At 47.0% G+C, this 24,058-nt stretch carries 14 protein-coding genes; 7 read left to right on the top strand and 7 right to left on the bottom strand.

From position 1 onward, the window contains the following. Positions 1-25: 25 nt before the first annotated feature. On the top strand, positions 26-4,024 hold the full coding sequence (locus SPB21_RS21965; RefSeq protein WP_499867727.1) for a DNA-directed RNA polymerase subunit beta': 3,999 nt from the start codon (positions 26-28) through the stop codon (positions 4,022-4,024). A gap of 232 nt (positions 4,025-4,256) precedes the next feature. Here SPB21_RS21965 and SPB21_RS21960 read toward each other — a convergent pair whose 3' ends face one another. Further along, on the bottom strand, positions 4,257-5,432 hold the full coding sequence (locus SPB21_RS21960; RefSeq protein WP_163666573.1) for an HhoA/HhoB/HtrA family serine endopeptidase: 1,176 nt from the start codon (positions 5,430-5,432) through the stop codon (positions 4,257-4,259). 262 nt (positions 5,433-5,694) lie between these two features. Between SPB21_RS21960 and SPB21_RS21955 the strand changes: the two genes are divergently transcribed. The 3 genes from SPB21_RS21955 (at position 5,695) to SPB21_RS21945 (ending at position 7,512) form a co-directional block, all read left to right on the top strand. Next, positions 5,695-6,108 (top strand): glutaredoxin family protein, encoded by a 414-nt coding sequence (locus tag SPB21_RS21955; protein ID WP_499867726.1) that lies wholly within the window; start codon positions 5,695-5,697, stop codon positions 6,106-6,108. A 120-nt stretch (positions 6,109-6,228) separates the two neighbouring features. Next, positions 6,229-6,333, top strand: a complete 105-nt coding sequence (petM, locus tag SPB21_RS21950; protein ID WP_006516600.1) for a cytochrome b6-f complex subunit PetM — start codon at positions 6,229-6,231, stop codon at positions 6,331-6,333. Between the two features lie 222 nt (positions 6,334-6,555). Next, positions 6,556-7,512 (top strand): SDR family oxidoreductase, encoded by a 957-nt coding sequence (locus SPB21_RS21945; protein WP_163666577.1) that lies wholly within the window; start codon positions 6,556-6,558, stop codon positions 7,510-7,512. 18 nt (positions 7,513-7,530) lie between these two features. On the opposite strand, the gene SPB21_RS21940 is transcribed toward SPB21_RS21945, so the two are convergent. After that, positions 7,531-9,036, bottom strand: coding sequence for a sensor histidine kinase (locus tag SPB21_RS21940; protein ID WP_499867725.1), 1,506 nt, complete (start codon positions 9,034-9,036; stop codon positions 7,531-7,533). Positions 9,037-9,230: 194 nt separating this feature from the next. Continuing rightward, positions 9,231-9,557 carry a late competence development ComFB family protein gene (locus SPB21_RS21935; protein ID WP_163703335.1) on the bottom strand — a complete coding sequence of 109 codons (327 nt, stop codon included), beginning with the start codon at positions 9,555-9,557 and terminating at the stop codon, positions 9,231-9,233. A 396-nt stretch (positions 9,558-9,953) separates the two neighbouring features. Here SPB21_RS21935 and SPB21_RS21930 point away from each other — a divergent pair, with 396 nt between their 5' ends. After that, positions 9,954-10,472 carry a hypothetical protein gene (locus SPB21_RS21930; protein WP_163666583.1) on the top strand — a complete coding sequence of 173 codons (519 nt, stop codon included), beginning with the start codon at positions 9,954-9,956 and terminating at the stop codon, positions 10,470-10,472. A gap of 319 nt (positions 10,473-10,791) precedes the next feature. After that, positions 10,792-12,639 carry a biosynthetic-type acetolactate synthase large subunit gene (ilvB, locus tag SPB21_RS21925; RefSeq protein WP_163703334.1) on the top strand — a complete coding sequence of 616 codons (1,848 nt, stop codon included), beginning with the start codon at positions 10,792-10,794 and terminating at the stop codon, positions 12,637-12,639. A gap of 85 nt (positions 12,640-12,724) precedes the next feature. Here the strand turns inward: ilvB and SPB21_RS21920 are convergent, their stop codons facing one another. Together SPB21_RS21920 and tftA are read right to left on the bottom strand one after the other, a co-directional pair. Beyond that, positions 12,725-13,864, bottom strand: a complete 1,140-nt coding sequence (locus SPB21_RS21920; RefSeq protein WP_163703333.1) for a SpoIID/LytB domain-containing protein — start codon at positions 13,862-13,864, stop codon at positions 12,725-12,727. 320 nt (positions 13,865-14,184) lie between these two features. Further along, a complete protein-coding gene (tftA, locus tag SPB21_RS21915) occupies positions 14,185-15,558 on the bottom strand; it encodes a hormogonium tapered terminus morphoprotein TftA (RefSeq protein ID WP_163666590.1) in 1,374 nt (457 codons plus the stop codon). Between the two features lie 791 nt (positions 15,559-16,349). Here tftA and SPB21_RS21910 point away from each other — a divergent pair. Beyond that, positions 16,350-16,520, top strand: coding sequence for a hypothetical protein (locus tag SPB21_RS21910; RefSeq protein ID WP_163666591.1), 171 nt, complete (start codon positions 16,350-16,352; stop codon positions 16,518-16,520). 45 nt (positions 16,521-16,565) lie between these two features. Here SPB21_RS21910 and SPB21_RS21905 read toward each other — a convergent pair whose 3' ends face one another. Together SPB21_RS21905 and SPB21_RS21900 are read right to left on the bottom strand one after the other, a co-directional pair. After that, on the bottom strand, positions 16,566-19,421 hold the full coding sequence (locus SPB21_RS21905; protein ID WP_499867724.1) for a CHAT domain-containing protein: 2,856 nt from the start codon (positions 19,419-19,421) through the stop codon (positions 16,566-16,568). A gap of 98 nt (positions 19,422-19,519) precedes the next feature. Continuing rightward, entirely contained in the window at positions 19,520-23,980 is a 4,461-nt protein-coding gene (locus SPB21_RS21900) for a two-partner secretion domain-containing protein (RefSeq protein ID WP_499867723.1), read from the bottom strand. Between the last annotated feature and the right edge of the window lie 78 nt (positions 23,981-24,058).

The following is a 24,058-nucleotide window of genomic DNA, read 5'->3' as shown; positions in this document are numbered from 1 at the left end:
TACCACGTTGAGGCAGAGAGACCCCATGGCAGATCAAGGTAACGAACAAGCCAACTCCATCATTTTTCGCAACCGTATTATTGACAAGAAGCAGCTTAAAAACCTGATTTCCTGGTCATTTGATAACTACGGCACGGCTCGTACAGCTGCAATGGCTGATGAAATCAAGTCCCTTGGTTTTAAGTACGCTACCCGTGCGGGGGTTTCTATCAGTGTTGACGACTTGCAGGTTCCCCCGAGTAAGCGAAAATTGCTGGATGCAGCGGAGCAGGAAATTCGCGACACTGAAGAGCGCTATACTCGGGGCGAAATTACTGAGGTAGAACGTTTTCAGAAGGTAATTGATACCTGGAACGAAACTAGTGAAGAGTTAAAGGATGAAGTAGTCCGTAACTTTAAGGAGAATAATCCGCTCAACTCGGTTTACATGATGGCGTTCTCTGGGGCTCGCGGTAATATCTCCCAGGTACGTCAGCTGGTGGGAATGCGCGGTTTGATGGCAAATCCCCAGGGTGAAATTATTGACTTGCCGATTAAGACTAACTTCCGCGAAGGACTGACGGTTACTGAGTACATTATTTCTTCCTATGGTGCCCGGAAAGGCCTTGTGGACACTGCACTACGTACAGCTGACTCAGGTTATTTGACCCGTCGTCTGGTAGACGTTTCACAGGATGTCATTATTCGTGAAATTGATTGTGGTACGGATCGGGGCATTCCCCTAAGTGCCATGACAGACGGTGAGCGGGTGTTAATTTCTCTTGAGGACAAGCTGTTAGGAAGAATTCTGGCTGACGATGCCGTTCACCCTAAAACTGGTGAAGTCATCGTTCCTCGCAATCAGCCTATGGACGCAATCATGGCTAAGGCTGTAGACGATTCTGGGATTAAACAAGTTAGAGTTCGTTCTGCTCTGACCTGTGAGGCAGCCCGTTCTGTTTGCCAGCATTGTTATGGTTGGAGCTTGGCCCATTCGCATATGGTGGATTTAGGCGAAGCTGTCGGTATTATTGCGGCTCAATCTATTGGTGAGCCGGGTACTCAGCTGACTATGCGTACCTTCCATACCGGTGGTACATTTACCGGAGAACTAGCACCCCAAGTTCGAGCAAAGGTAGCTGGTCAGTTCCAAATGCCTTCGAGCCTTCGTAGCCGTCCCTATCGAACTCGTCATGGTGAAGACGCTCTTGTGATGGAGGCGAATACCGACGCCAAAATCGTTATGGAGAACGGTAAGACACGCGCGGTTGCTTTACCACAGGGTTCCATTGTATTTGTTGTTGATGGGACTGTTCTTGCAAAGGGTGACTTGATTGCAGAATTACCTACCACTGGGCGAGTCCGTAAAGTAACTGAGAAAGCGAGTAAAGACGTAACCTCCGATATGTCGGGTGAAGTGCTATTTGCTGGTTTAGTGCAGGAAGAGAAAAAAGACCGTCAAGGCAACATCACTAAGTTGGCCCAACGTGGTGGGTTGTTGTGGGTGCTCTCGGGTGAAGTTTATAACTTACCTCCTGGTGCGGAGCCTACGGTTAAAAATGGTGACATGATTGATTCCAACGGCATTTTGGCTGAAACCAAAATTGTCACTGAGCGGGGTGGGGTGGTTCGCTTGCCTGATCGTTCTGATAGTAAAGGTAGCCGTGAGGTTGAGATTATTACTGCTTCGGTGATGCTGGACACCACGGAAGTCACGGTTGAGAGCGGTCAAGGACGTGAGCATTATTTTCTACAAACCGATCAGGGAGTACGTTACTCCTTAATTGCTACACCGGGTGCCAAAGTCACTGGTGGTCAGGTGATTGCAGAACTCGTTGATGATACTTACCACACTCAGAGCGGTGGCATCATCAAGTTCTCAGGTGTAGAAATTGCTAAGAAGAGTAAGGGCAAGCAAGGGTACGAAGTTACCAAAGGTGGAACTCTCCTTTGGATCCCAGAAGAAGCCCATGAGGTCAATAAAGATATCTCCCTACTAATGGTTGAGGATGGCCAGTTCATTGAAGCTGGTACTGAAGTTGTTAAGGATATCTTCTGTCAAATTAGCGGTGTGGTTGAAGTCACCCAAAAGAATGACATTCTACGGGAGATTGTGATTAAGCCAGGGGATATTCACATGGTGGATAGCCCAGATGCTGCTAGTGGTAAGGATGGGGTGCTGGTTAGTGCTGGTGAGGAAGTGATTCCTGGAGTAACGGCAGAAGCTCTTCGATTTGTTGAGTATGTAGAAACCCCTGAAGGAGCTGCGCTGTTATTGCGCCCGGTGCAGGAATTTGATGTGCCTGATGTGCCTGATGTGCCGACGCAACATGCTGTGAGTGATAGTGAAGATAATTCTATTGGCATCACTGCGATTCAACGTCTCTTCTTTAAGGATGGCGAGCGTGTGAAGTCGGTTGATGGTGTTGAGTTACTGCGGACTCAGCTAGTTCTGAATGTGGACAATGAGTCGTCACAACTGACAGCTGATATTGAGCTGGTGCCCGATCAGCATGATCCAGAGATTCAGCGCCTTCAGCTAGTGATTCTAGAGACTCTAGTCATCCGTCGTGATATTGCTGCTGACCAAACCCAGGGTAGTACTCAGACGCGCTTGCTTGTTGAGGAAGGCCAGGAGATAGAACCTGGTGCTGTTGTGGCACGTACCGAAATCCAGTCTAAGGAAGCTGGAGAGGTTCGTGGTATTCGTCAAGATGTGGAATCTGTTCGCCGTATCCTAGTCGTGCGTGATAGTGACCTGGTAACAATTGCTATGGATGGCAAATCGCCAACTGTGAAGGAAGGAGATTTGTTGGTTGATGGTTTTCCATTAGCTGAGGGGGTTATCTCTGAAGACTCTGGTCAGGTTGTAGCGATTAATGGCGACAGTGTTGTTCTACGGATTGCGCGTCCTTATCGTGTATCAACAGGTGCGGTACTGCACATTGAGGATGGTGATCTCGTTCAGCGGGGCGATAATTTGGTGTTGTTGATCTTTGAACGTGCCAAGACTGGGGATATCATTCAAGGTTTACCTCGGATTGAAGAGCTGCTTGAGGCTCGTAAGCCTAAAGAAGCTTGTGTCTTAGCGGAGCGACCGGGTAGTGCTCAGGTTGTTTATGGCGATGATGAAACGGTAGAGGTGAAGATCATTGAAGATGATGGTGTGGTGACTGAGTATCCAATTACTCCGGGGCAGCCTATGATTGTCTCCGATGGTCAAGAGGTCACTTTGGCTGAACCACTGACAGATGGACCTCTGAATCCTCACCAGATTTTGGAGTTCTTCTTCAAATATCATCGTGAGACTAAAGGCGTACATGAGGCTGCCATGATCAGCCTGCAAAAAGTACAGACTTTCTTGGTGAATGAAGTACAGTCGGTGTATCAATCCCAGGGGATTGATATTGCTGATAAGCACATTGAGGTGATCGTACGCCAGATGACTTCTAAGGCCCGTGTGGAAGACGGTGGTGATACCACAATGCTACCTGGCGAGCTCGTTGAGATTCGTCAGCTAGAACAGGTGAATGAAGCGATGTCGATTACAGGGGGGGCTCCGGCGGAATACACTCCTGTATTGTTGGGCATTACTAAGGCTTCGCTAAATACCGATAGCTTTATTTCAGCAGCAAGTTTCCAAGAAACAACTCGTGTGTTGACTGAAGCGGCTATTGAAGGCAAGTCTGATTGGCTACGTGGTCTGAAGGAGAACGTGATTATTGGTCGCCTAATCCCTGCTGGTACAGGATTTAATGCCTATGAAGAGCGTTCAACTCCTGAGATAGATCCTTCTTTCGATAAGGCTTTTCTATCGGATGATATGGCTTTACAAGATATGGTCTTAGACGATCGCACCGCTCGTGCCTATGATCGTGAAGGTGGCCTTAACATGTTTACCGACGATATGTTGGGCGGTACTCCAAGTGGTAATACTCCTGGAGCAAATGCATCGGGACCCGGACCTGCTGAGACAACTCCAACGCCTCCATCTCCGTTTTTGGATGATAATGCTTTGATTGATGATCAAACGGCCGCTCCTTAGATTATTTAGGATTGCAAGTCTAGCTAATCCTCTAGAAAAATAAACATCTAAGTAAAAGGGGCTAAGGAATTTCCTTAGCCCCTTTATTCTTATTGGCTCAGATTACTACTTTGGGATTTGACCTTATGCGGAATGCTGACTGATAGCGCCCAGTATGGAAGAGAACTAATCCCTACTGGAGTGTCCCTACAGGATTGCCCTTTCAATCGGGTTGAATGAATTCGGATTTGTATTATGCGTCTAGATCTAGTGCTGCGGCTTTGATTGTGATTGTCTGCGTCTGTTCTCCACGATGTAGGCTTAGGTTTAATTGCTGCCCAATTTGGGCTTGGTCAACATAGGACTGTAGCTGATTAGCTGTTTGAAAATGCTGCTCATCAATTTGCGTTATCACGTCTCCACGGCGTAACCCAGCTTCAGCAGCTGGTGTTTCAGGAAGAACACGGATAACTAAGACTCCGCTAATTTCTGGAATGATCATGCTGGCATTGGGATCATCATTGTTGCGTTTTGCCATTTCTGGAGTTAGATCAGCAATTTGAATGCCCAGATAAGGATGAGCAATGCGCTCACCATGGGCTAGCTGGTCTTGAATAGATTTTGCTTTGTTGATAGGAATAGCAAAACCAATACCCATGGCATCTGCTCGAATTGCGGTGTTGATACCGATGACTTCGCCCTGGCTATTGAGGAGGGGGCCACCAGAGTTACCTGGGTTAATGGCGGCATCTGTCTGAATAAAATCAAGTCGTTTGTCGGGAATACCAACAGTGGCACTTGATCGTTTCAGCGTGCTGACAATCCCCAGGGTGACGGTATTGTCTAATCCCAGTGGATTGCCTACGGCAATGGCCCAATCCCCGACATCGATTGTGTCAGAGTCCCCTAAGGAGGCTACTGGTAAGGTTTTACTGTCTGTATTGATTTTGATGACGGCTAAGTCAGTTAGTTCGTCTGATCCTTCGACCGTGCCATCAAAATGTCGGCCATCTTTGAGGGTGACCGTAACGCGGTCTGCTTGGTTGACAACGTGAGCATTGGTGAGAATATAGCCCTTGCTATCTACGATGAAGCCAGAACCCTGACCACTGAGACGTTCCTGCTGGGGAATTCGCTGGAATGTATCAGGGCCAAAGAATCCCCTAAAAAGGGGATCGTCGTAGAGTAAATCGGGTACGTTGCGGGTGATTGTGCGTTCGGTGTCGATGCGCACAACTGCTTCACCAACGCGTCGCACAGCTGCGGCAACAAAGCTTTCGCTCGATAGTGAAGTTGTTTCAGCTGCTGGTTGAGTCAGAGCTGCTGCTGGTTGGATGCCTGCCAGAAAAAGCAGTATTGCTGAACAGCAAGTAATCAGCCATCGAATTATTCGATGGCTGAAGGGCTTGGGTAGATCAAAAGGCGTCATAAGGTCATGCTCTGAGACAATAACAGCCCTAAAGGACTCTCGTAAGGCCTGTACTAGACTTTGTTGGGGAGCTAGTTTAGTGGCTAAAAGTTGGTTCTATTGTGCCAGTTTCCTTAAGAATCGTGTGCGGTAACCCGCCCTGGAAATCATCACCTGCGATTTTGGAAAATTTTAGCCATTTCTTCTAGTGCCAAGGGTTGTGCTCATGTAAGGTAATGGTCGTTATGAGGGGATAAACGTCATGTTCGGTAGGGGTTTTTGGATGGTTTTGTGGGGGGTAACGATAGTGGTTGCGATCGCAAGCTGCCAGGATTTCTCCATCGGCCAGCTCATTGCCCCCAGCTATGAATTTCAGTTAGCTGATTACCTGTCAAACACGGGGGCAAAAATGTATGGAGCTTACTGGTGCCCGCACTGTGCCAGGCAAAAGCAAATCTTTGGCGACGCTGCCCTGTCAATTCCATATGTTGAATGCGATCTGCGTGGGGTTAATCCGCAAGTAGACCTCTGCAATGCAGTGGGTATCAACGCGTATCCCACCTGGCAAATCAACGGAGAATTCTATTTAGGAGCTCAATCCCTGAGGCGTTTAGCAATCATCTCAGGCTTTGAGAAATCGAGTGAGCCCCTTGAACCTAACCATGGGGAATGGGGTGGGTTTAGTCCTGCTCTTTAAGCAGAACGGTATAGACCTTGCTAGAGTTAGATGCCCAAACTGCTTTAGAATGTAACCAAAGAATTTAAGCTATGCCGTCTCTAATTATTAGAGACATACGCAGGAGGATAATTAGGCACTATGGGCGGAGAAATTTTTTCGGTTGCGGTCACAATGTCTGTCATTGTCATGGTGGGGCTTGGTGTTGGGTTTCTAATGCTGAAGCTTCAAGGTGCTGAAGAGTAATCGTTTGGATTTTCACAGCTTGATTGGTGCTTTTTGTGGGTGCTGATTTTAATCTTTGATGGATTCAGATTAAGGCTCATTCAAATTGCCTAGTTTATTAAAAAAGCAGCGAAACTAGCCATTTGGTGAAGCTCCGCTGTTTTTTTAACTCAAACCTAGGTTTTCGAACGAAGCGGCGTCTGTTAAGCTGAGTAAAGCGTTAAGTTTTGTGTAGAGTCCTCCATGAGCATATTGGTGGTTGGTGCAACGGGCACGCTGGGTCGTCAGATTGTTCGCAATGCCTTAGATGAAGGGTTTGACGTTAAGTGCCTGGTGCGTAACTTCCAGAAAGCCGCATTTCTTCGAGAATGGGGAGCCCAGTTGGTCCAAGCGAATCTCTGTGGCCCTAAGTCATTGCCACCATGTTTTGACGACGTGACTGCTGTGATTGATGCAGCAACGTCCCGCCCTCAGGATTCTGCCTACGATGTGGACTGGGACGGCAAAGTTAACTTAATCAAGGCCGCTGTGGATGCCAAGGTAGAGCGGTATGTATTCATTTCGATTCTTAATTGTGAGAAATACCCCCATGTCCCTTTAATGGACATTAAGCACTGTACGGAAAAGTTCTTAGAAGAATCGGGGATAAATTACACAATTCTGAGACCCTGTGGTTTCTTGCAGGGCCTCGTAGGGCAATATGCGATTCCGCTTTTAGAAAAGCAGGCCATTTGGGTCATGGGCGAAGCAGCTCCCATCGCTTATATGAATACCCAAGATATTGCTCGGTTTGCTGTACGGTCATTGCAGCTACCTGAGACTGGTAAGCGTTCCTTTCCCCTGGCTGGCACTCGAGCTTGGGGAGCCTATGAGCTAGTAAGACTCTGTGAACGTCTTTCTGGTGAAGACGCGAAGGTCTCAACCATGTCGTTGGGCCTATTGCGTGGTGTCCGCAGCTTTGCAAACTTTTTCCAATGGGGATGGCAGTTTGCTGATCGTTTAGCATTTGCTGAGGTCAGTGCCGGCAGTGAGCCCTTAGATGCTGAGATGGATGAAGTTTATAGCACGTTTGGCTTGGATAAGTCGGAAACGACCACTGTGGAAGAGTACATGGGTGAATACTTTAACCGCATTCTTAAAAAGCTCAAGGAAATGGACTTTGAAAGCAGCCGGGAAAGCAAAAAAAAGCTGCCTTTCTAATATCAGTTCTTAGCAGCGCTACACAATGGGGTAGTGTGCCGTTTCGATGGGTAGGAAAACCATCCAAGTGACACCCTGGTTGGTTCGTTCTCGTACTGTGAGCTTAGCGCCTAAGGCTGTGAAGAGGGCCTTGGTGGTTTGTAAATTGAGACTGAGTCCCCCTGTATCAGGTTGAAACATCAGTAGTTTTCCAAGCGACTTCAGGGTGGGACGGTTTTTATCGCAGATCGAGCTAACCTCAGCCTGAAATTCAAGTTTGAGCTGATCACCGGCAGCCATAACGTGCAGCTGAATTTGGCCTTTGGGAGCCACTGTATGGGTAAAAAGTTCTACCAAGCCCGTGAGCACTTGCTGCAGCAAGATGGGATCACTGGCTACCATGGGTAAGTCTTTGGGGAGTTTGACTTCAAGGGACAGGTTACGGCGAGTGGCGGCTTGTTCCCATTGAGGAATGGCGGATTGGATAATTTCACTGAGCGCAGTGGCTGTTAAAGATGAACGGTGGCTTTTGTGGGTTGCTGCTTCTAACTCGACAGCTTTGAAGATGAGATTAAAGCGGTCAATTTGCTGGGTGCAGGCATTGTCGATTTGCTGTAGTCGCTGCTTCGCTTTTTCGACTAGATCTTTGCGGCGGATTAGGGAACGGGTCAAGGTGCGAATTGTCGTCAATGGTGTCCGAATTTCATGGGCCATGGCCTGGAGCAATTCGGTATCCAATCCGTGGGATTCATGGCTTTTGCCAGGTTCACCTGGCACCGCAACAATGCGTTCGATCACTGGGTTAGGTTTGGGGACTGGTAGGGAAGACAGCATCCAGCGGCTAAACTGGCTGACAATTCGGTAATCTGGCTCTGTGGGGACAAATTTTTCAACCAGTGGATTCAGGAAGGCTAGCTGTTTTGGTGTGGTCAAGTAGATGCGCGATCGCAATAATCGCCAGACCTGATTAATAACCTCAGGAGTAAATGAAAACTGAAACCGTAGGTCATTATCAGCATCACGGCCCAGCACCAGTACGACGCTAAAACGCTCGGTCAGCAACAAACAAAACCGCTCGCCGGCTAGAGGGTCTCCGTCAATTAACGGCAAAATACGAGCAGCGGCTGTATTAACGGGCGGTGTATCATCAGCTGGCATTAATTGAGAAAATGCTTGGGATAGCTGATCTAACGGTGGGGGAATAAACACCCAATTAGACAACTGCACCGTAAGCTTTGGTGCATCTAGAACCGGGAATGGCCCACTTAAGAGGATGCCTGCTGGTGTTTGTCGATTACTTTGGCGTGGTTTTGCCGATTTTTTAGATTTAGTGCTTTTTTCAGCACCGTGGGGTAGCGTCTCTTTTAAAAGATGTCCGAGGGATGTAATTGCTCCCTGCCACTCCATTTCAGCCCGCTCTGCTTGATTCTGGTGGTCAGTCTCCCTGGCACTGTCTGAGTTGAGACCTTCCCAAGCCATTGGCTCAGCCCCTAATTCTCCCAAGGCCACCAGACTACTAATTGTGGGTAAAAACTTCTCCACCATGGGCCTCTAGATGCATATAGTTGTCGTACCACACATCAGCCGACGATAGCTGATATGGACAACACGTCTGACAACATGTCTATTTAGAGACTACTGGCAAGATTCCCCCTATGACTATGGGGTAGAACCGAACGTCCATAGGGGGTTTGGAACAATACTATTTGTTAAGCTGATGCTCAAACTACTGGTTATTATTAGCCGAACCAGGTTGAGGGTATTAAGGTGTCCGGTGTGGATGAAATGGGACGCGTGAGTAATTTTTGAATGCCCTGGTACACCAGCTGACGAATTTGGCGATGTTGCTCCGCAGAGTAGCAGTTACGCGGTAGTTCTAAGGAACATTCTTCAGCAATAGTCATATAACGAGCGGGCAAACGACTCAGCACAAACGTGGCTAGCCGGTCGCGAGCATCAGAACTCGTAAAGGTATCTCGATAGGATGCTGAAGAGCCAGTTGCTAAAACATCATCGATAATTTCGTTGACGACGGGTAGCGCGATGTTAATGAGAGTGTTGGCCATCGTGAGGATCTCCGATTCTGGATTGTGGGTAGGTTGCCAAGGGCATGGCTATGGAGTTTATGTAATAGTCAAAACTCTGTCATTTCAACCGTGATTTCCACTATGTAAGTCTGTTGAGAAACCATACCCAAAAGTGGCTTGAATAAGATGATATGAGACTTGTCTCTGACTTCAATTCAAAGGCGGGGATCGCTGTTAAATCTTTGATCCCCGCCTTTAGCTAATGTTATTTTTTCCCACCATGAATCAAGGGTGCGTCATCTTTAATAAAGACTAAATATTTGTCTGGAAAATAAACTTGAAGACACTGATAAATAAACTATAGTTAACAGCTGTTGCAATGTTTTTTTACCTTGCGATCATTTTGTTTCAATTCGGGCGAATCATGTTGTGACGATGCAGTTGTTGATTTGTTCTGGTTATCATTCCGCCGATTTAACCTATGACTTCCTGCAATCTTTGTTGAGGGTAATTACGCCAGAGCGGTTATGGGTGATGCCAATTTGGGCGGCCCCCGGAACGTTGCCCTGGCTGCTCAATTCACCACAAGCGCCGCGCCGCGATCGCTTGTTACAGGTGATTGCATTTAGTGCTGGGGTGGTTGCCGCTTACCCAATGTTAATGACCTGGACAAAGATGGGGGGAAGCAGTCGATTAATTGCAATCGATGGATGGGGCATGCCGCTCCTGGGGGACCTGGAAATTTATCGTATGAGTCATGACCATTGGACCCATCGCACTACATACTTTCCTGCAGCGATTGAGAGTCAGGGCTACTTCTATTCAGATCCGGCGGTTGAGCACCTAACACTCTGGCAGTCACCTGATTCCACTACGGGAATGGGGGCTATAAATGCACGGAGTCAGCCGATGACCGCGCTTGAGTTCATCTGTTCTGTTTTGTCCTTGGATTAAGGTGAACTTGATTTTGTTATCAGGTGTTGACGTAATTTTGTCCTGAGATGAATTAACTTACGAATGATTGGGGAACCTTGAATCCATGCTATTTAGGGCGGCAGATGGTGATGCCGTGCTCCTCTATTTACTATCTCAGAACCTGCTCAGAGCCCGATTGTTTGTTTGCTTGAGTCTTCTGACCTGAGGCTAGAAAATCGTTTTTCTATGAAATTTGTCTAACTCCTTGGAATTGGGATTGTAAAATAGACAACCATCAGCAATTATGCCTAGATAGCATTCCCGTAGCTGACGCACTTCTGACTGCCCTTCGAAAATTATGACTTCAACGTCTGTTAAGCCTTCCATTAAAGCAAAACCCGTCATTCAGCGAGCGACCGGTGCCTTTGCTCTAATCGATAGCCTGGTGCGCCATGGCGTGCGTCACGTGTTTGGCTATCCCGGTGGGGCAATTCTGCCGGTTTATGACGAACTTTATAAAGCAGAAGAGAGAGGTGATATTCAGCATATTCTGGTGCGTCATGAACAGGCTGCATCCCATGCGGCGGATGGGTATGCTCGGGCGACAGGACAGGTGGGTGTGTGTATTGCCACTTCGGGACCTGGGGCGACCAACCTGGTCACAGGAATTGCAACGGCCCAGATGGATTCGGTGCCAATGGTTGCTATCACTGGGCAGGTAACTCGCAAAGCAATCGGTAGTGATGCGTTTCAGGAAACCGATATTTTTGGTATCACGCTGCCCATCGTTAAGCACTCCTATGTGGTCCGCGATCCGCGACAGATGGCAAATATCGTGGCTGAGGCGTTTTACATTGCTCAGTCTGGTCGTCCTGGTCCAGTGCTGATCGATGTGCCTAAGGATGTTGGCTTAGAAGAATTTGACTATGCTCCAGTGGCACCACGCTCCATTGCAATTCCAGGGTATAAGCCCACGACACGAGGGAATCCCCGGCAGATTGTTAATGCGATCGCACTGCTGCGCAGCGCTCAAAAGCCTTTGCTCTACGTCGGTGGTGGGGCTGTTATTTCCGGGGCCCATGCAGAAATTGCTCAGCTAGCCGAACATTTTCAGATTCCTGTTACCACCACGCTGATGGGTAAGGGGGCTTTTGATGAGCGACATCCTCTATCTGTTGGCATGCTAGGGATGCATGGTACAGCCTATGCCAACTTTGCCGTGAGTGAGTGCGACCTTTTGCTGGCCATTGGTGCCCGCTTTGATGACCGAGTAGCGAGCAACCTGGAGCAGTTTGCACAGCACGCTAAAGTCGTTCATGTCGATATTGACCCCGCTGAGGTCGGTAAGTGTCGTGTGCCTGATGTGCCGATTGTGGGCGATGTCAGAAATGTTTTGACTGAGTTGTTGGCTCGTCTGGACAAACCCGCCAACCCAGACCAAACAGGTGCTTGGCGTGCCCGCATTGATGAATGGAAAACGGATTATCCCCTCAAAGTTCCTACGTATAGCGATCAGCTTGCTCCACAGCACGTGATTGCTCAAGTGGGTCGTTATGCCCCTGATGCCTACTACACCACTGATGTCGGTCAGCATCAGATGTGGGCAGCTCAGTTTCTTCAGAATGGTCCGCGTAAATGGATCTCTAGTGCGGGTCTGGGCACCATGGGTTACGGTATGCCAGCAGCATTGGGTGTGCAAATCGGTGTAGGGGATGAGCAGGTCATTTGCATTAGTGGTGATGCCAGCTTCCAGATGAATTTGCAAGAGCTAGCGACCCTGGCTCAATACAATATCAAGGTTAAAACCGTCATTATTAACAACGGCTGGCAAGGGATGGTACGTCAGTGGCAACAGGGCTTCTATGGTGAGCGCTATGCCTCTTCCAATATGGAAGTGGGTATGCCTGACTTTGAGAAGTTGGCCGCCGCCTTTGGTGTAAAAGGGATTGTTGTGCAATCGCCTGATCAACTTGATCAGGCCATCGTTGATATGCTTGCCCATGACGGTCCAGTACTCTTGGACGTGTGGGTCCGCCGTGATGAGAACTGTTATCCTATGGTTCCACCTGGCAAGAACAACTCTCAGATGATTGGTTTAGCGGAGCCTGCAACTAAGCGCCCAGTAGAATTTGTTCATTGTCATAGTTGTGGCAGTGACAACAAAGTGAGTCATCGATTCTGTTCTGAGTGTGGCACTAAGCTGTAATAGATTGCTCGCCTAAGTCACGATCTGCTCATCTGGAAGGTGAATGCGTCGTGATTGGGGTTGCTCTATGGATACTTTTGGTTCCCTATAGCGACCCTAGGCGAGTTCCATTATAAAAATGCGTGAGAATATCACGGTATTGCTGACCCCGTTCAGCCATGCCTCGGGCTCCCCACTGGCTCATGCCAATGCCGTGACCAAACCCATTGCCCGCCACTGAAATGCTGGTGGGACTGACGGCCAGATCAAACTTAGTGCTACGTAGACCCAACTTTTGACGGAATGTATTGCCCGTAATGGTTAATGCGCCAGCATCACCAATGATGCTCATGCGATTGGCCCGACCTTGGGGGCTGCGACTCAGAACTTCCACAGCCTGGATGATGCCAGGGTAGCCGATGCGTGCGCCAACTTCTTCCAACGAAAACTGTGCTCGCCAGCTGTAAACAGGCGCATTTTGATCAAAGTCAGGCACCCCCTTCAGATAAGGCACAGCTTGAGACCATACATGTTCTGAATTTTCGGTGTGGCCGCCGGATGACGAATGAAACACGGCTTCAATCACTTTGCCGCCATGGGTAAGTACCTTGCCATGGGTGGCATCTACGGCAGACTGGGTAGAGGCTGCTTCACCGTCTAATCCTTTATACACTTGGGACGCTTGAGTGCTTTTTAGATCATAGGATTGACCGTTAGCTTTGCTCTTGTGATACATGGCATAGGAGCGAGCCGCCACGGCTTGCGATCGCAATGCTTCCTGGGGCCAGCTCGCAGGCATTTCACTACCAACAACGCTGTAGAGATAATCGTCGATATCGACATAATTAATCGCCGTTACCCCACCATTACTGGGTATTAGCTTAACTCTACCTCTATACCAACGGTCGCCAATCCAGACCACTCCATCGTTGGAGGGCTCTAACCAAAAGGTGTTGGCTTGACCAAAGTCGCTATAGCCATCAGTAAGTTCCAATCGTCCACCGTTTGTATCGACGCTGATGGACTGTAACTCAGGTAGCTGAAGAATTGCCTGTCCTCGGTTGTCGCGAATAACACCTGTTGTAGACGCGCCAATCTGGACTTGATTAGCACTGTTGCGGATAGCAATTCTCAGCTCGGTAGCATGGGCAGGAATAACCCAGAGGAACCACAGGAGGGCACCCCACCAGCTATGACGGCCAAGGGCTAAAAAAAGTTTAAGAGGCCAAGAAGAGGTATTAAGCATGGCAGATAGTCAGGAATTGAGGCAGATATCAGTAGACCAGTTCTAAGGGTGCCCGGTAATACGCAGTATTTAAAACCTAAGCAGATGCTGGGTGACAAATCATAACCATAAAAGGTAGTCTGCCAACCCCAATGTCTAAGAAAAACCTACACAATGACCGCTTAAAGGCTGTAAACAGCGCTATTTTGGCGGCAGTTCGGTGTTCTCAGAATAATCTCTACAGGGATGTGTGCCAGTTGGCATATGACAGTTTGCCGATGGGCATTAGCCATGAATAATACCAGTTTGAGGAACATCTATCTGGGGCTACTTTTGCGAAGTTATAGTAGCTTTGCAGACTCATAAAGTCGTCTCACCATGTTGAGAATTTTCTCACCATAGTTTGGATCAGCAGCCCAACGACCGCTGAGCTGACCCACGAGTACGGCACTGCCCCGACTGACAAATTTGAAACGGGGATCTACCTGTTCCTGCACCAGGGGTTCTTTACTGCCATAGGCTTTGAGGTGTTGAATGTGAGCCCTCACGCCAATACGTGCACTGGGGAAGGATGCCCCTGCTGCATCCCCTCCCAGGCCGCCAATTCCTGCAAAATTATTTTGCGAGGCTTTCACATTCCCGCCAAATCGTAGAAAAGAGGTTTCTACACACATCTGACAGAAGGCGATGTCATAATTCACACCCTCAATTATTCCTTCTTGACGATAAATTTTATGCAAATCCGGGAAGTCTCGAAGTGCTTGTTCGTTATTGTTCTTCAAGAACATCATCAGGCTGATTTCAGAGGCGTTGCCGTGGCCCATGATTTGATCAATGAGGCCTGGGCAGATGGTAAGGGCCGACTGAGACTTGAGTTGCACGGTACGGCTAGCAGCATCCCAGCCGATGGAGATGCTAAAGTCTCTTAAATCAACGGCTTTGACGTACACCACATTGCCATACCGTACTTTGCGGATGTCATCATTACTGGCCAGATTAAGCCCAAGTCGGTCTGCGACATCAATCGGCACATAGGAGTTACCGCTGACTAAGACGCCTTTCTCGTCATACTGACCGCCATTAATGGTGATATTGATGATGGGAAACTGGGGCGCAGGTGTGGGTGCTGTCGGCTGGGTGCCACTAATCTCACGACTCCAGGCTGCCAGACCATCCGCTAAGCCAATGGCAATTTCGCGGCGGCGACTGAGGATAATGCCGCGATCGCGATCATTGGTTATGTAGCCCAGTTCTAGTAAAAGGGATGGCGGTTCTACCTGTCGACAAAAGGCCAAGCGACCCATACCAGCCTCGGTGTCTGGTCTAACGCCTGGACCTCCTGGGCCAGTTAACGTCGGTACCCGGCGCAGCATGGCTACCAACACAACCCGGGCATTTTCCGCCCGAGCTTTGTTGCCTGCAATGTAATAAGCAGTTGCTCCCCGGACGTTCTTATTTTGAAAGGCTCCCACATGTATTTCTAACGCAACATCACCGGGACGGTTGCGGGCATTTATCCAGCGGATGCTTTCTTGTAGGCTGAGGTCGTCGGGGACGGAAAGGACTGCGAGTCCACGTGCTCGCAACTCCGGGACAATTAGATCCCGAATGCGGATCATTTCCTGGGCTTCCGTAATACCCTCGACTTTTGCTCCAGAATCGCGGACTCCATTTTCAAATCCACCGTGGCCTGCTGAGATAAAAATTTGTGCCATGTGACCCTGTAAAGCGTTCTATCCAGGCATATTGCCAATTGTCCCCGCAAGGATACATCAATTTCTCAATCTTGGGGAATGAAATGGAGGATGTGTACGTACCTATCTTTGACGCGCAACTTTGGTCTCAGCAGGTGATTGAGCATCAAGGGTGTGGAATTTCGGATGACATAGCATGCTTGGCGCGAGTTAATCCCTGGTGGGATAAGTATTTTGGATAAGTATTTTTGAAAAGACGACTATCAAGATAGTCACTGGTATCAGGTTCAGGAGTTAGCAAAAGCTCAACAAGCATCTGTATGGAAAATTTTGCAAGAGAGTTCTTTTCGTGAGTTGGCTATTAGTAAACCTAGAGGAAATAGCTAGCACAAAAATAAAAACGACTAGCCTACTAATTCTGATCGAAAGAAAAGGAAATAGCGTGTTTTTACCGTTGACAGATGTTGTTCTTAGGTCTGAACATTGGGGGTGAAACGATTGAGCCGTGAGATTTGTCCGAAGTTTAGTACAGAGAGCAATAATTAACATCCTCTGCTAATCTCTTGAAGTATGTCTTCGAAACATTAAGCAATATGGCAAATATAAAAACACTTGCATGGGTGATTTATGGTGTGAATAGATAGCGGTATATAAAAGTAAGATCTTGTTAGATTTCAGAGATTTCTGATGCAAGATTGAGAGGGGTGTGTGATTTAAGTGAGTGGGTCTTGAAGTGGTTCAGATCTCCCCCCTTTGCCAGTGAGTTAATGCCTTGATGCTCCCTTAGACAATGGTGGAGGCTTGTATTAGCCATGGAAACATACGTTAGCATAGCTCAGGTGGAAGCGCCTGTAATTACGAACGAGATTGAGCAGGATAGTCTTGCCCCCTATTTTGGTGTGAGTGTATTAGTTTATGTCTTGCTACTGTTTATGTTTGCTCCAAGACGTAATCGATTAAATCGGCGTAAGTCTTCTTTGTAGTCCTTGCTTGTGGCGTTAGAGTGGGTATTCGCCTTGAAATGCTCTCTAACGCCAGTCTCCTACTAATAGATAGGGAGCCCAATAAGAGGGTCTTATATTCTGTCTAATGAGGTTTACCTGTGCCTGCTGTAGAGCTTTTGCCTTAGAAATACCTGGGTTAACTAACTGTTCGTAAAAATCCTTAATTAACTCAGCTGTAGAGAAATCATTAATACTCCATAGAGAGGCCACAGTGCTGCGAGCGCCTGATTGTACTGCAAGGCCTGCAATACCCAATACCTCCCGACTATCACCTGTAGCTGTTTCGCATGCACTAAGAACCAGTAACTCAAGTGGTGTTTGGTTGCGAGTTCTAAGCAAACGGTCAAAGTCATTAAGGTCCATTTTTTCTACTTCAATAGCCTGACCTTTCTGCTCTGCTCTGTTTTCTGTGGGTTGCTCTGATGCTGCCACCAATAAATAAGTGTCGTCTCGGGTAAAGCCAAATACGCCATGGGTGGCGAAATGAATAATATTGTGAGTAGATGAGCGCATTTTGGTTTGTACACTGCTCTTCTTGAATTCTAAGTTGAGCAGGTTTTCTGTCTCGCCCATGATGTTTTGAATGGCTTCTAGTTCATCTTCTACAAAGGCCAGTGCGTGGAAATACATTGTAGACTCGGGCGCATTGGAGTTTGAGGTGATGCTTTGCTCTGGGGCTATGGGTAATGAACTTGCAGAAGATAGGCCCCCTGTGAAAATACTGAAAGATTGTGCGGGAGGGGCTTGGGGAATGGCTAAATCACCAAAGGTGACTGCGATCGCATATTTCTCAATCAAAAATTGTTTTGTTTGTTGATCATACAACGCTGCCATGGGCACATTACGAAATGCTCCATCTAGAACAAAGACTAGGGTGTCTATGGATTCTAGCCAGCCTTGTTCTTCAGCCGGGCGAATTAACCAATCATAAATTTCGTTAGCCAGCCGTTGCCCAGGTTGAGAAAGCACATAATTGTATGTTCTCTCAAGCTCATGGCGAAACTGTTCTAGTTTTGCTTTTACCTTAGAAGACCGCTGCTCAGGACTGTCAGTATTTTGTGTATGCGATAAACCGGTCTGGCTGACTTTCGGAGAATATCTTTGGATGGTCTGGTCTGGAGCCTTGTCTGGTAATTGAAGGAGAACTTCAATGCGGTCTCCTCCAGGTTCATCTGGCAAAATAATTGGGTAAATAATTGCTGTGGTTTTATCTGTATTTGCCACATCCTGAATAGTCGTGCGTTGAATATTGTCATCAGGTGCAATGAGTCCGCAGGCCAGGAAGCTTTCTAACTCGGCTACGCGCAAATCATCAATGACGGTTTGTGCTCGGAGCAGTTGAGCTGTATTGTCTGAAATCGCGATCTCTTCTTTGGGTAGAAGGAGGCTGATATATTCTCGGTATAGAGGTTCGATGCGATCTCGAAAATAAAATTGTATGTCTGGCCCTACATACAATAAATCGTTACGCACTGCCTGCACCTTTTGAAAAGCTACATCATAGTGAGAGAGTACTCGTTCTCGCGTAAACTCTAGCTTGTTCTCAATGCGTCCTAACTGCCATTCCCATTGATAAATAAGACTGGGCTGATGGTGTCCTTGCTTCAGGGCAGCCTCAGTTAGTTTTTGCGCATCTACATACTGTTCTTCTATTTCATAAAGATGGCCTAGATATCCCAGCGCATAAGATACGGCCACTGGATCTCTGATGGCTTCAGCCTGTTGCTTTGCTTTCCAAAGCAAAGAATAGATCTGTTGTTGAGGAATAGTTATCTCTGCAAGGCAGGCGTTTGTGCATTTATCCATTAGTAAGCGTGCCAGCCTCATATGAATAAAAGCAGATGTGCGACCTGAGGGTAGAGCGTCAAGTTTTGATAGTAACGATGTTTGTATAGAGTTTGCCCTTGACCACCCCTTACGATGCAAAGAAATATCAAACTGATTTAACAGAGCTTGAGTTTGAACCAGTAAAGGAGCTTGAACAGAAATCGCTGCATAGGAATCCAATGCCTGTTGATATAAGATGTCAGCCTTTGCCTGATCTGTCTTATTTCGAGTACGGCGAGCAAAGGTTTCCTGTTGTTGCGCCCTGACATGTAGAGTATTGCCAACACTCAATTGAGTGGCTGCTAATTCTTTATCTACAGCAAATTCCTCAGCTAGCTGTAGGCTCTTATCTAGTGAAGCCTGAGATGCTTTAAATTCTCCCAGCAAACGCTGATGATCTCCTACAGTTCGAGTAAGAGCTACTTTTAGTGAGATATTGTCTTGTGCCTCTATAAGTGCCTCTACTTGTGACAAACGACTACGGGACTCTAGTAGAAAGCCTAGCCTGCGTAAGGCATGGGTTTGGTTCAGTAAACTTTTGACTACACCTTCGGAATAGTTAGCTTGCGTATAAATATCAGCTGTCTGTTCCCAGATTTCCAATGCTTTTTGTGTATGTCCCTGAGTTAAGTACAGGCTACCTTGAGTATTTAAGGCTTGACCATAGAGTCTTAATCCTTCAGTCGTTAGAGGGTTTATATTCTGAAGTATTTCAAGACTTTTGCCTATAGCACTTTCAGCCTCTGACCATTGACCTAGTTGACGATAGGCGAGGGCTAAATTGTTGAGAGCCAATACCTGATTCAGTCCATCACGCTGGATGGAAAAGCGCTTCTCTGCTTCTAACCACAGATTGGCAGCCTGGGTAAATTGTTCGGCTCTATAATGTTCTCTACCTTGCTGTAAAAGTTGTTGAGCACTGGTTAAATAGAACGGTGCTTGCCCATGCTGACTCAGGGAGATATCATCTGATGCAGTGATTGCTATGGCAGAGCTCAATAGGCTGACTGGTGTTTGTAGTCCTAGAAGGGCTGTCAACCCAGCAGTAACCATTATTAATCTTAAAAAGCGGGACCTCAGTAACCCTCGTTTGAAGACGTTTACTTTCATGGCTGTTACCCCTTGCTGTTAGTTAATTCAACTCATCAGGCCTATCGTAAAGATGAGCAGGAAATAGAGGGTAGCCAGCTACCCTCAGCCACTAAAAAGACATCGCCTGATTCTGTTACAACGGCTTCTTGTGCATCTGCTAGTGATACAGGTTCCTGGTGGGGAAAGCTGGTAATTATTGGAGCCGATGCCTGTGGTTGACCAGTTTCTGGTCCTAGATCGTCTTGTATGAGGTCCTCGCTAGCAATATCTATCGGACTCAAGGGTTGACCACCCCGCCCCGTGATAATAAAGTCGCCTACTTGACTATCTGCAATGTTGTTGTTGGCAAGATTGCAGCCTTGGGCAATTTGATTGCTGGGGTCTACCACATCAATGGGCAGTTCTGATAAGCCTTGGTTCGGATCAACCGCTAAATTATTAATACTGACCTCACCGTCACCGCCCCTTTCAGACTGGGCGCTGATATCATTGAGACCATTGCCGCGAAGGTCATTACTAAAGGTCTGAACTTCTCGAAAGCCAAGGATACGCTCAGTGGTAATGTCAATGTTGCCACCTGTGCCAGTATTGGTGTCGGCCAAAATATCATTATCTTCATCAGGAACCGTGAGCACCAAGTTAGCATCGATGTCAATATCTCCACCGTTGCCGTTTGCACTGGCCCCAGCCTGAATCAAGCTACCCTGGCGTAAAAGGAGAACATCTACATTCTCAACGATGATACTGCCTGCATCTCCAGAGCCATCACTGCCGGTTACAAGGCTGGTATTTCTCAAGATTGCAAGATCTGCATCCCGAAGGATGATGTTGCCGCCTTGACCATTGCTGTTACGTGTTGTAGAAGCGGAAAATTGTGGGCCATCTGTAATGGTTGCAATGATAATGTCACCACTGTTCAGTGGTCTAAGCGTAATGTTGCCAGCCTTGGCCAAACCATTGGTACTGACAGATATTTCTGTCTCGTTACCAGAAAGATTAATGACATCGGCTGCAATATCAAAATCACCACCATCTCCATTCTCTTCTAGACTATTAGTCGCAGCGGTTAATTGTGCTCCGTTCTGAAGGTTCAATAGAGGTGTGCGAATGCGGATACTTCCTGCACGCCCAATACCGTCAGTATTGGTATTTATAAGGGCATTATCTAAAGTTACACTCTCATCACCTCGAATAATGATGCTGCCTCCATTACCGCTGCTGTTGAGTGTTGTAGAGGCTGAAATTTGTGGCTCATTATTGATGCTAGAGACACTAATACTACCACCACTATTGAATGGTTCTAAGCTAATGCTGCCAGCATTGGCTGGACCATTTGTACTTACAGTGATTTCAGTATCAGCATCGGCAAGGGTAATTGTTTCGGCATTGACTCTAATACTTCCGCCAATACCATTTCTCTCTGGGCTATTAGTTGCAGCCGTGATTTGTGCTCCGTTCTGAAGGTTCAATAGAGGTGTGCGAATGCGAATACCCCCTGCAGTTCCTCCACCATCCGTATTCGTATTGATTCTACTATTGGTCTCTAGGGTGATGCTGCTTGCACTTTCAAGCAAGACGTTACCGCCGCTACCACTACTACCAGTATTGGTATTACTCAAAATCTGACTATTATCAAGTTGAATATTGCCTGTCCTAGAGATGATGCTGACATTCCCAGCATCTGCAGACCGGTTCGCATCACTTAACAATTGAACATTATTGAGATTGAGATCCCCATTACTTATTATGAAAACCTCGCCAGACTGATCAAAATCACTGAGCTCTAAGGAAATACGTTGACCATCATTTACAACAGGATTGATAACTTCAAGCTGACCACTAGTGACTAGGTTGAGATTACTTATAGTCAGGTCATTGTTCCCTCCTTGGATTGTGACGTTGCCTGATGCATCACCACTGGAGACAGTTGACACCTGTACATCTAAGATCCTAGATGCTTGTAGAGTAACATTCCCGCCTGCTCCAGTATCTTCGTTGATCTCTGAAGCGGCCACTGTACTTATTCGATTATCGTTATTAAAAATAGTGCCTTCTACAGTGCGAACAGAAATATCACCGCCTCTGCCAACATCCCCATTACGTGAAACTGAGCCTGAGAACAAAGTGTTATTGTTAGTGATATCACCAACTTCTGAGAAAATCGAGATGTTACCACCGTTCCCCACGGTACCAGTCTGTTCTGAAAAAACTGGGTTAGATGAAGGTGCATAGAAGGTCGATGATGAATCTATGCGGTTAGTGGAAATATCACCGAAATTGGAAGATAGAAAAATATCTCCACCATTACCTGAACCACCATTTTCTAAAGAAGACGCAGAAGATGAGAAAGAACTCAAACGACCATTTGCTGAGATATTGCCAAATCTTGAGATGAAAGAAATATCTCCACCATTGCCCGATTTGCCTCCAGCTTGTCGCACAAATGAGAACGACCTAATAAATGTTTCTGTTGATATATTTCCACGAACTGAAGAAAGGTTAATATTCCCGCCATTGCCAGCATTGCCAGCACGTGATATCGAAAATGCTGCTAATGGATTATTGTTGATAATATCTCCTGTCTCTGAGGAGATAGATATGTCTCCCCCATTGCCAGAGTCGCTTGAAAACGACTCCGAGAATGTTACTAAATTGTTGAATGTGGCGATGTCTCCAAACCTCGACGAGATCGAGATATTGCCGCCATTGTCTGATCTGCCGCCATCATTGCGTGCGGTTGAATTTGTATCTATGCGTCCACGAGTTGTGATATTACCTGTGATGGAAGAGATAGAGATATCACCGCCCCTACTGGGTCTGCCAGCTGATGCTTCCGAAAACGCATTCAATCGTTCATTGATTGTCAGGTCGCCAGATATGGAAGAAATAGAAATATTTCCAGCATTTCCAGCATTGCCAATTGTGTTCCTTTGGCTAAGGGAGAAAGCATTGATTCTGTCGTTGGTTGTGATGTTACCTGTGATGGAAGAGATAGAGATATTGCCGCCATTGCTAGCATTCCCATCTCCACGCCGTGCCTGCGAGAATGAGGCTATCCTGCCATCAATTAAGATATTTCCAGATAATGAGGAGATCAAAATAGGTCCACCATTGCCAGCATTGCCTGTATCTGAACGCGAAAACGAACGCAAATTTTCACCAGTTGTGATATCACCATCTGCTTCTAGGATGATGGGTCCTCCATCTCCCCCATCTATGACAGATGTTGTATCTATAATGTTGACTGCAATACTGCCGGGAGGTTGATTAGCTACAGGTCCTGCGTTAAAAGAGGTGCCTCCAGATTCCTGTGGTATATTAGGCCGTCCAACTGTTTCGACTCCGGCCCGTAAGATTGCAGCTGAACTGCTGGCTAATAAGTCTTCATCAGAACCGGAGCCATCTGGCGTCAACGTAGTATCGGGACCCGTGATGCGAATATTGCCTGCTTGAATGCTTCCTGTGGCTTCAACTTTGAGGGCGGCTCCTTCATAATTGCCGAAAACCACATCTCCATTGGCAAAGATAATCGGATCATATAAGCTAATAAAATTACCAGGTGTACCGGTCAGGGTTAAAAACTGTAAGCCACCACCACTCTCAACGTGAGCATCAGCTGAAATCTCTCCATCACTAATCAGGCGTAAATCTCCGCCACTCAAAAAAGGTGTCTGCTCCAAATGCTGAAGTGTCCAAATATCAATGCTTTCATTTCCCTGGATAATGAGGTCATTGCCTGAGCGGGCAATAAAAGCGTCAGTTTCTGTATCCCTAATGGTCACTGCATCTTGTGCCTGTAGAGTCAGATTGTTGCCTGCGCTTAACTGTCCTTCCAAATACAGCTGATTCCCTAACAGTGTAAGATCGCCTCCGGTTTCCAGGTTCCCAGTGTTGTTAATATCTCCTTGAGGTAAGCCACTAAATTGGACGCCTAGTGGCATACTCATCGTTAATAGTGAAGTACCTTGTGGACTGGCAGCACTGAATACACTACCATCTGTAAATTCGATCCTCCCTGCTGTGCTGGCTGTGAACGCACCGCGAATATCTAATTGAGCATTGGGTCCAAAGGTAATGCCATTGGGGTTTAAAAAATATAAATTGGCAGGGCCGTCAATGCCTAATAGCCCATCAATCTCAGAGGGATTACTGCCAGTAACCCGACTGAGAATCATCTCAATGCCATCCGGATTTATAAAATAAACCTGCTGCCCTGGATTGATATTGAATTCTTCAAAGCTATGAAATAAACTTTCTCCCCGGATAGCTCCACCATTAATGCGCTCAATACTATTCTCCTTAATTATAGATGAGGACTCAAGCCCCAATGTGTTATCAGGAATAATCTGAGCGATTAGCATGTTTCCTCTGAGAGACTCTGTTGCTTTACCTTCAGAATATCCAGCGGCTAGATGGTTCTGGGAATTACCAGATGACGCTGCATAAACAACCGTTGCTAGCTGACTAATGGCAATTATGGAACTAAATAGGAGAAAATGGGGGGATGGGCGATAAGTCATAGGGTAATGACGTTAAATTGTGCTGATACTATCAACTATGTGAGCTTTTAGATGCTGGCTCAATCTTTTTTATAGATT

Source organism: Leptothoe sp. ISB3NOV94-8A (assembly GCF_043421595.1).
GTDB lineage: Bacteria > Cyanobacteriota > Cyanobacteriia > Phormidesmidales > Phormidesmidaceae > Leptothoe > Leptothoe turfae.
This window is presented reverse-complemented; position numbering and strand designations above follow the sequence as displayed.

Coding starts and splice junctions, on each gene's coding strand:
- SPB21_RS21965 (WP_499867727.1), top strand. CDS start 26: ATGGCAGATCAAGGTAACGAACAAGCCAACTCCATCATTTTTCGCAAC.
- SPB21_RS21960 (WP_163666573.1), bottom strand. CDS start 5,432: ATGACGCCTTTTGATCTACCCAAGCCCTTCAGCCATCGAATAATTCGA.
- SPB21_RS21955 (WP_499867726.1), top strand. CDS start 5,695: ATGGTTTTGTGGGGGGTAACGATAGTGGTTGCGATCGCAAGCTGCCAG.
- petM (WP_006516600.1), top strand. CDS start 6,229: ATGGGCGGAGAAATTTTTTCGGTTGCGGTCACAATGTCTGTCATTGTC.
- SPB21_RS21945 (WP_163666577.1), top strand. CDS start 6,556: ATGAGCATATTGGTGGTTGGTGCAACGGGCACGCTGGGTCGTCAGATT.
- SPB21_RS21940 (WP_499867725.1), bottom strand. CDS start 9,036: ATGGTGGAGAAGTTTTTACCCACAATTAGTAGTCTGGTGGCCTTGGGA.
- SPB21_RS21935 (WP_163703335.1), bottom strand. CDS start 9,557: ATGGCCAACACTCTCATTAACATCGCGCTACCCGTCGTCAACGAAATT.
- SPB21_RS21930 (WP_163666583.1), top strand. CDS start 9,954: ATGCAGTTGTTGATTTGTTCTGGTTATCATTCCGCCGATTTAACCTAT.
- ilvB (WP_163703334.1), top strand. CDS start 10,792: ATGACTTCAACGTCTGTTAAGCCTTCCATTAAAGCAAAACCCGTCATT.
- SPB21_RS21920 (WP_163703333.1), bottom strand. CDS start 13,864: ATGCTTAATACCTCTTCTTGGCCTCTTAAACTTTTTTTAGCCCTTGGC.
- tftA (WP_163666590.1), bottom strand. CDS start 15,558: ATGGCACAAATTTTTATCTCAGCAGGCCACGGTGGATTTGAAAATGGA.
- SPB21_RS21910 (WP_163666591.1), top strand. CDS start 16,350: ATGGAAACATACGTTAGCATAGCTCAGGTGGAAGCGCCTGTAATTACG.
- SPB21_RS21905 (WP_499867724.1), bottom strand. CDS start 19,421: ATGGTTACTGCTGGGTTGACAGCCCTTCTAGGACTACAAACACCAGTC.
- SPB21_RS21900 (WP_499867723.1), bottom strand. CDS start 23,980: ATGACTTATCGCCCATCCCCCCATTTTCTCCTATTTAGTTCCATAATT.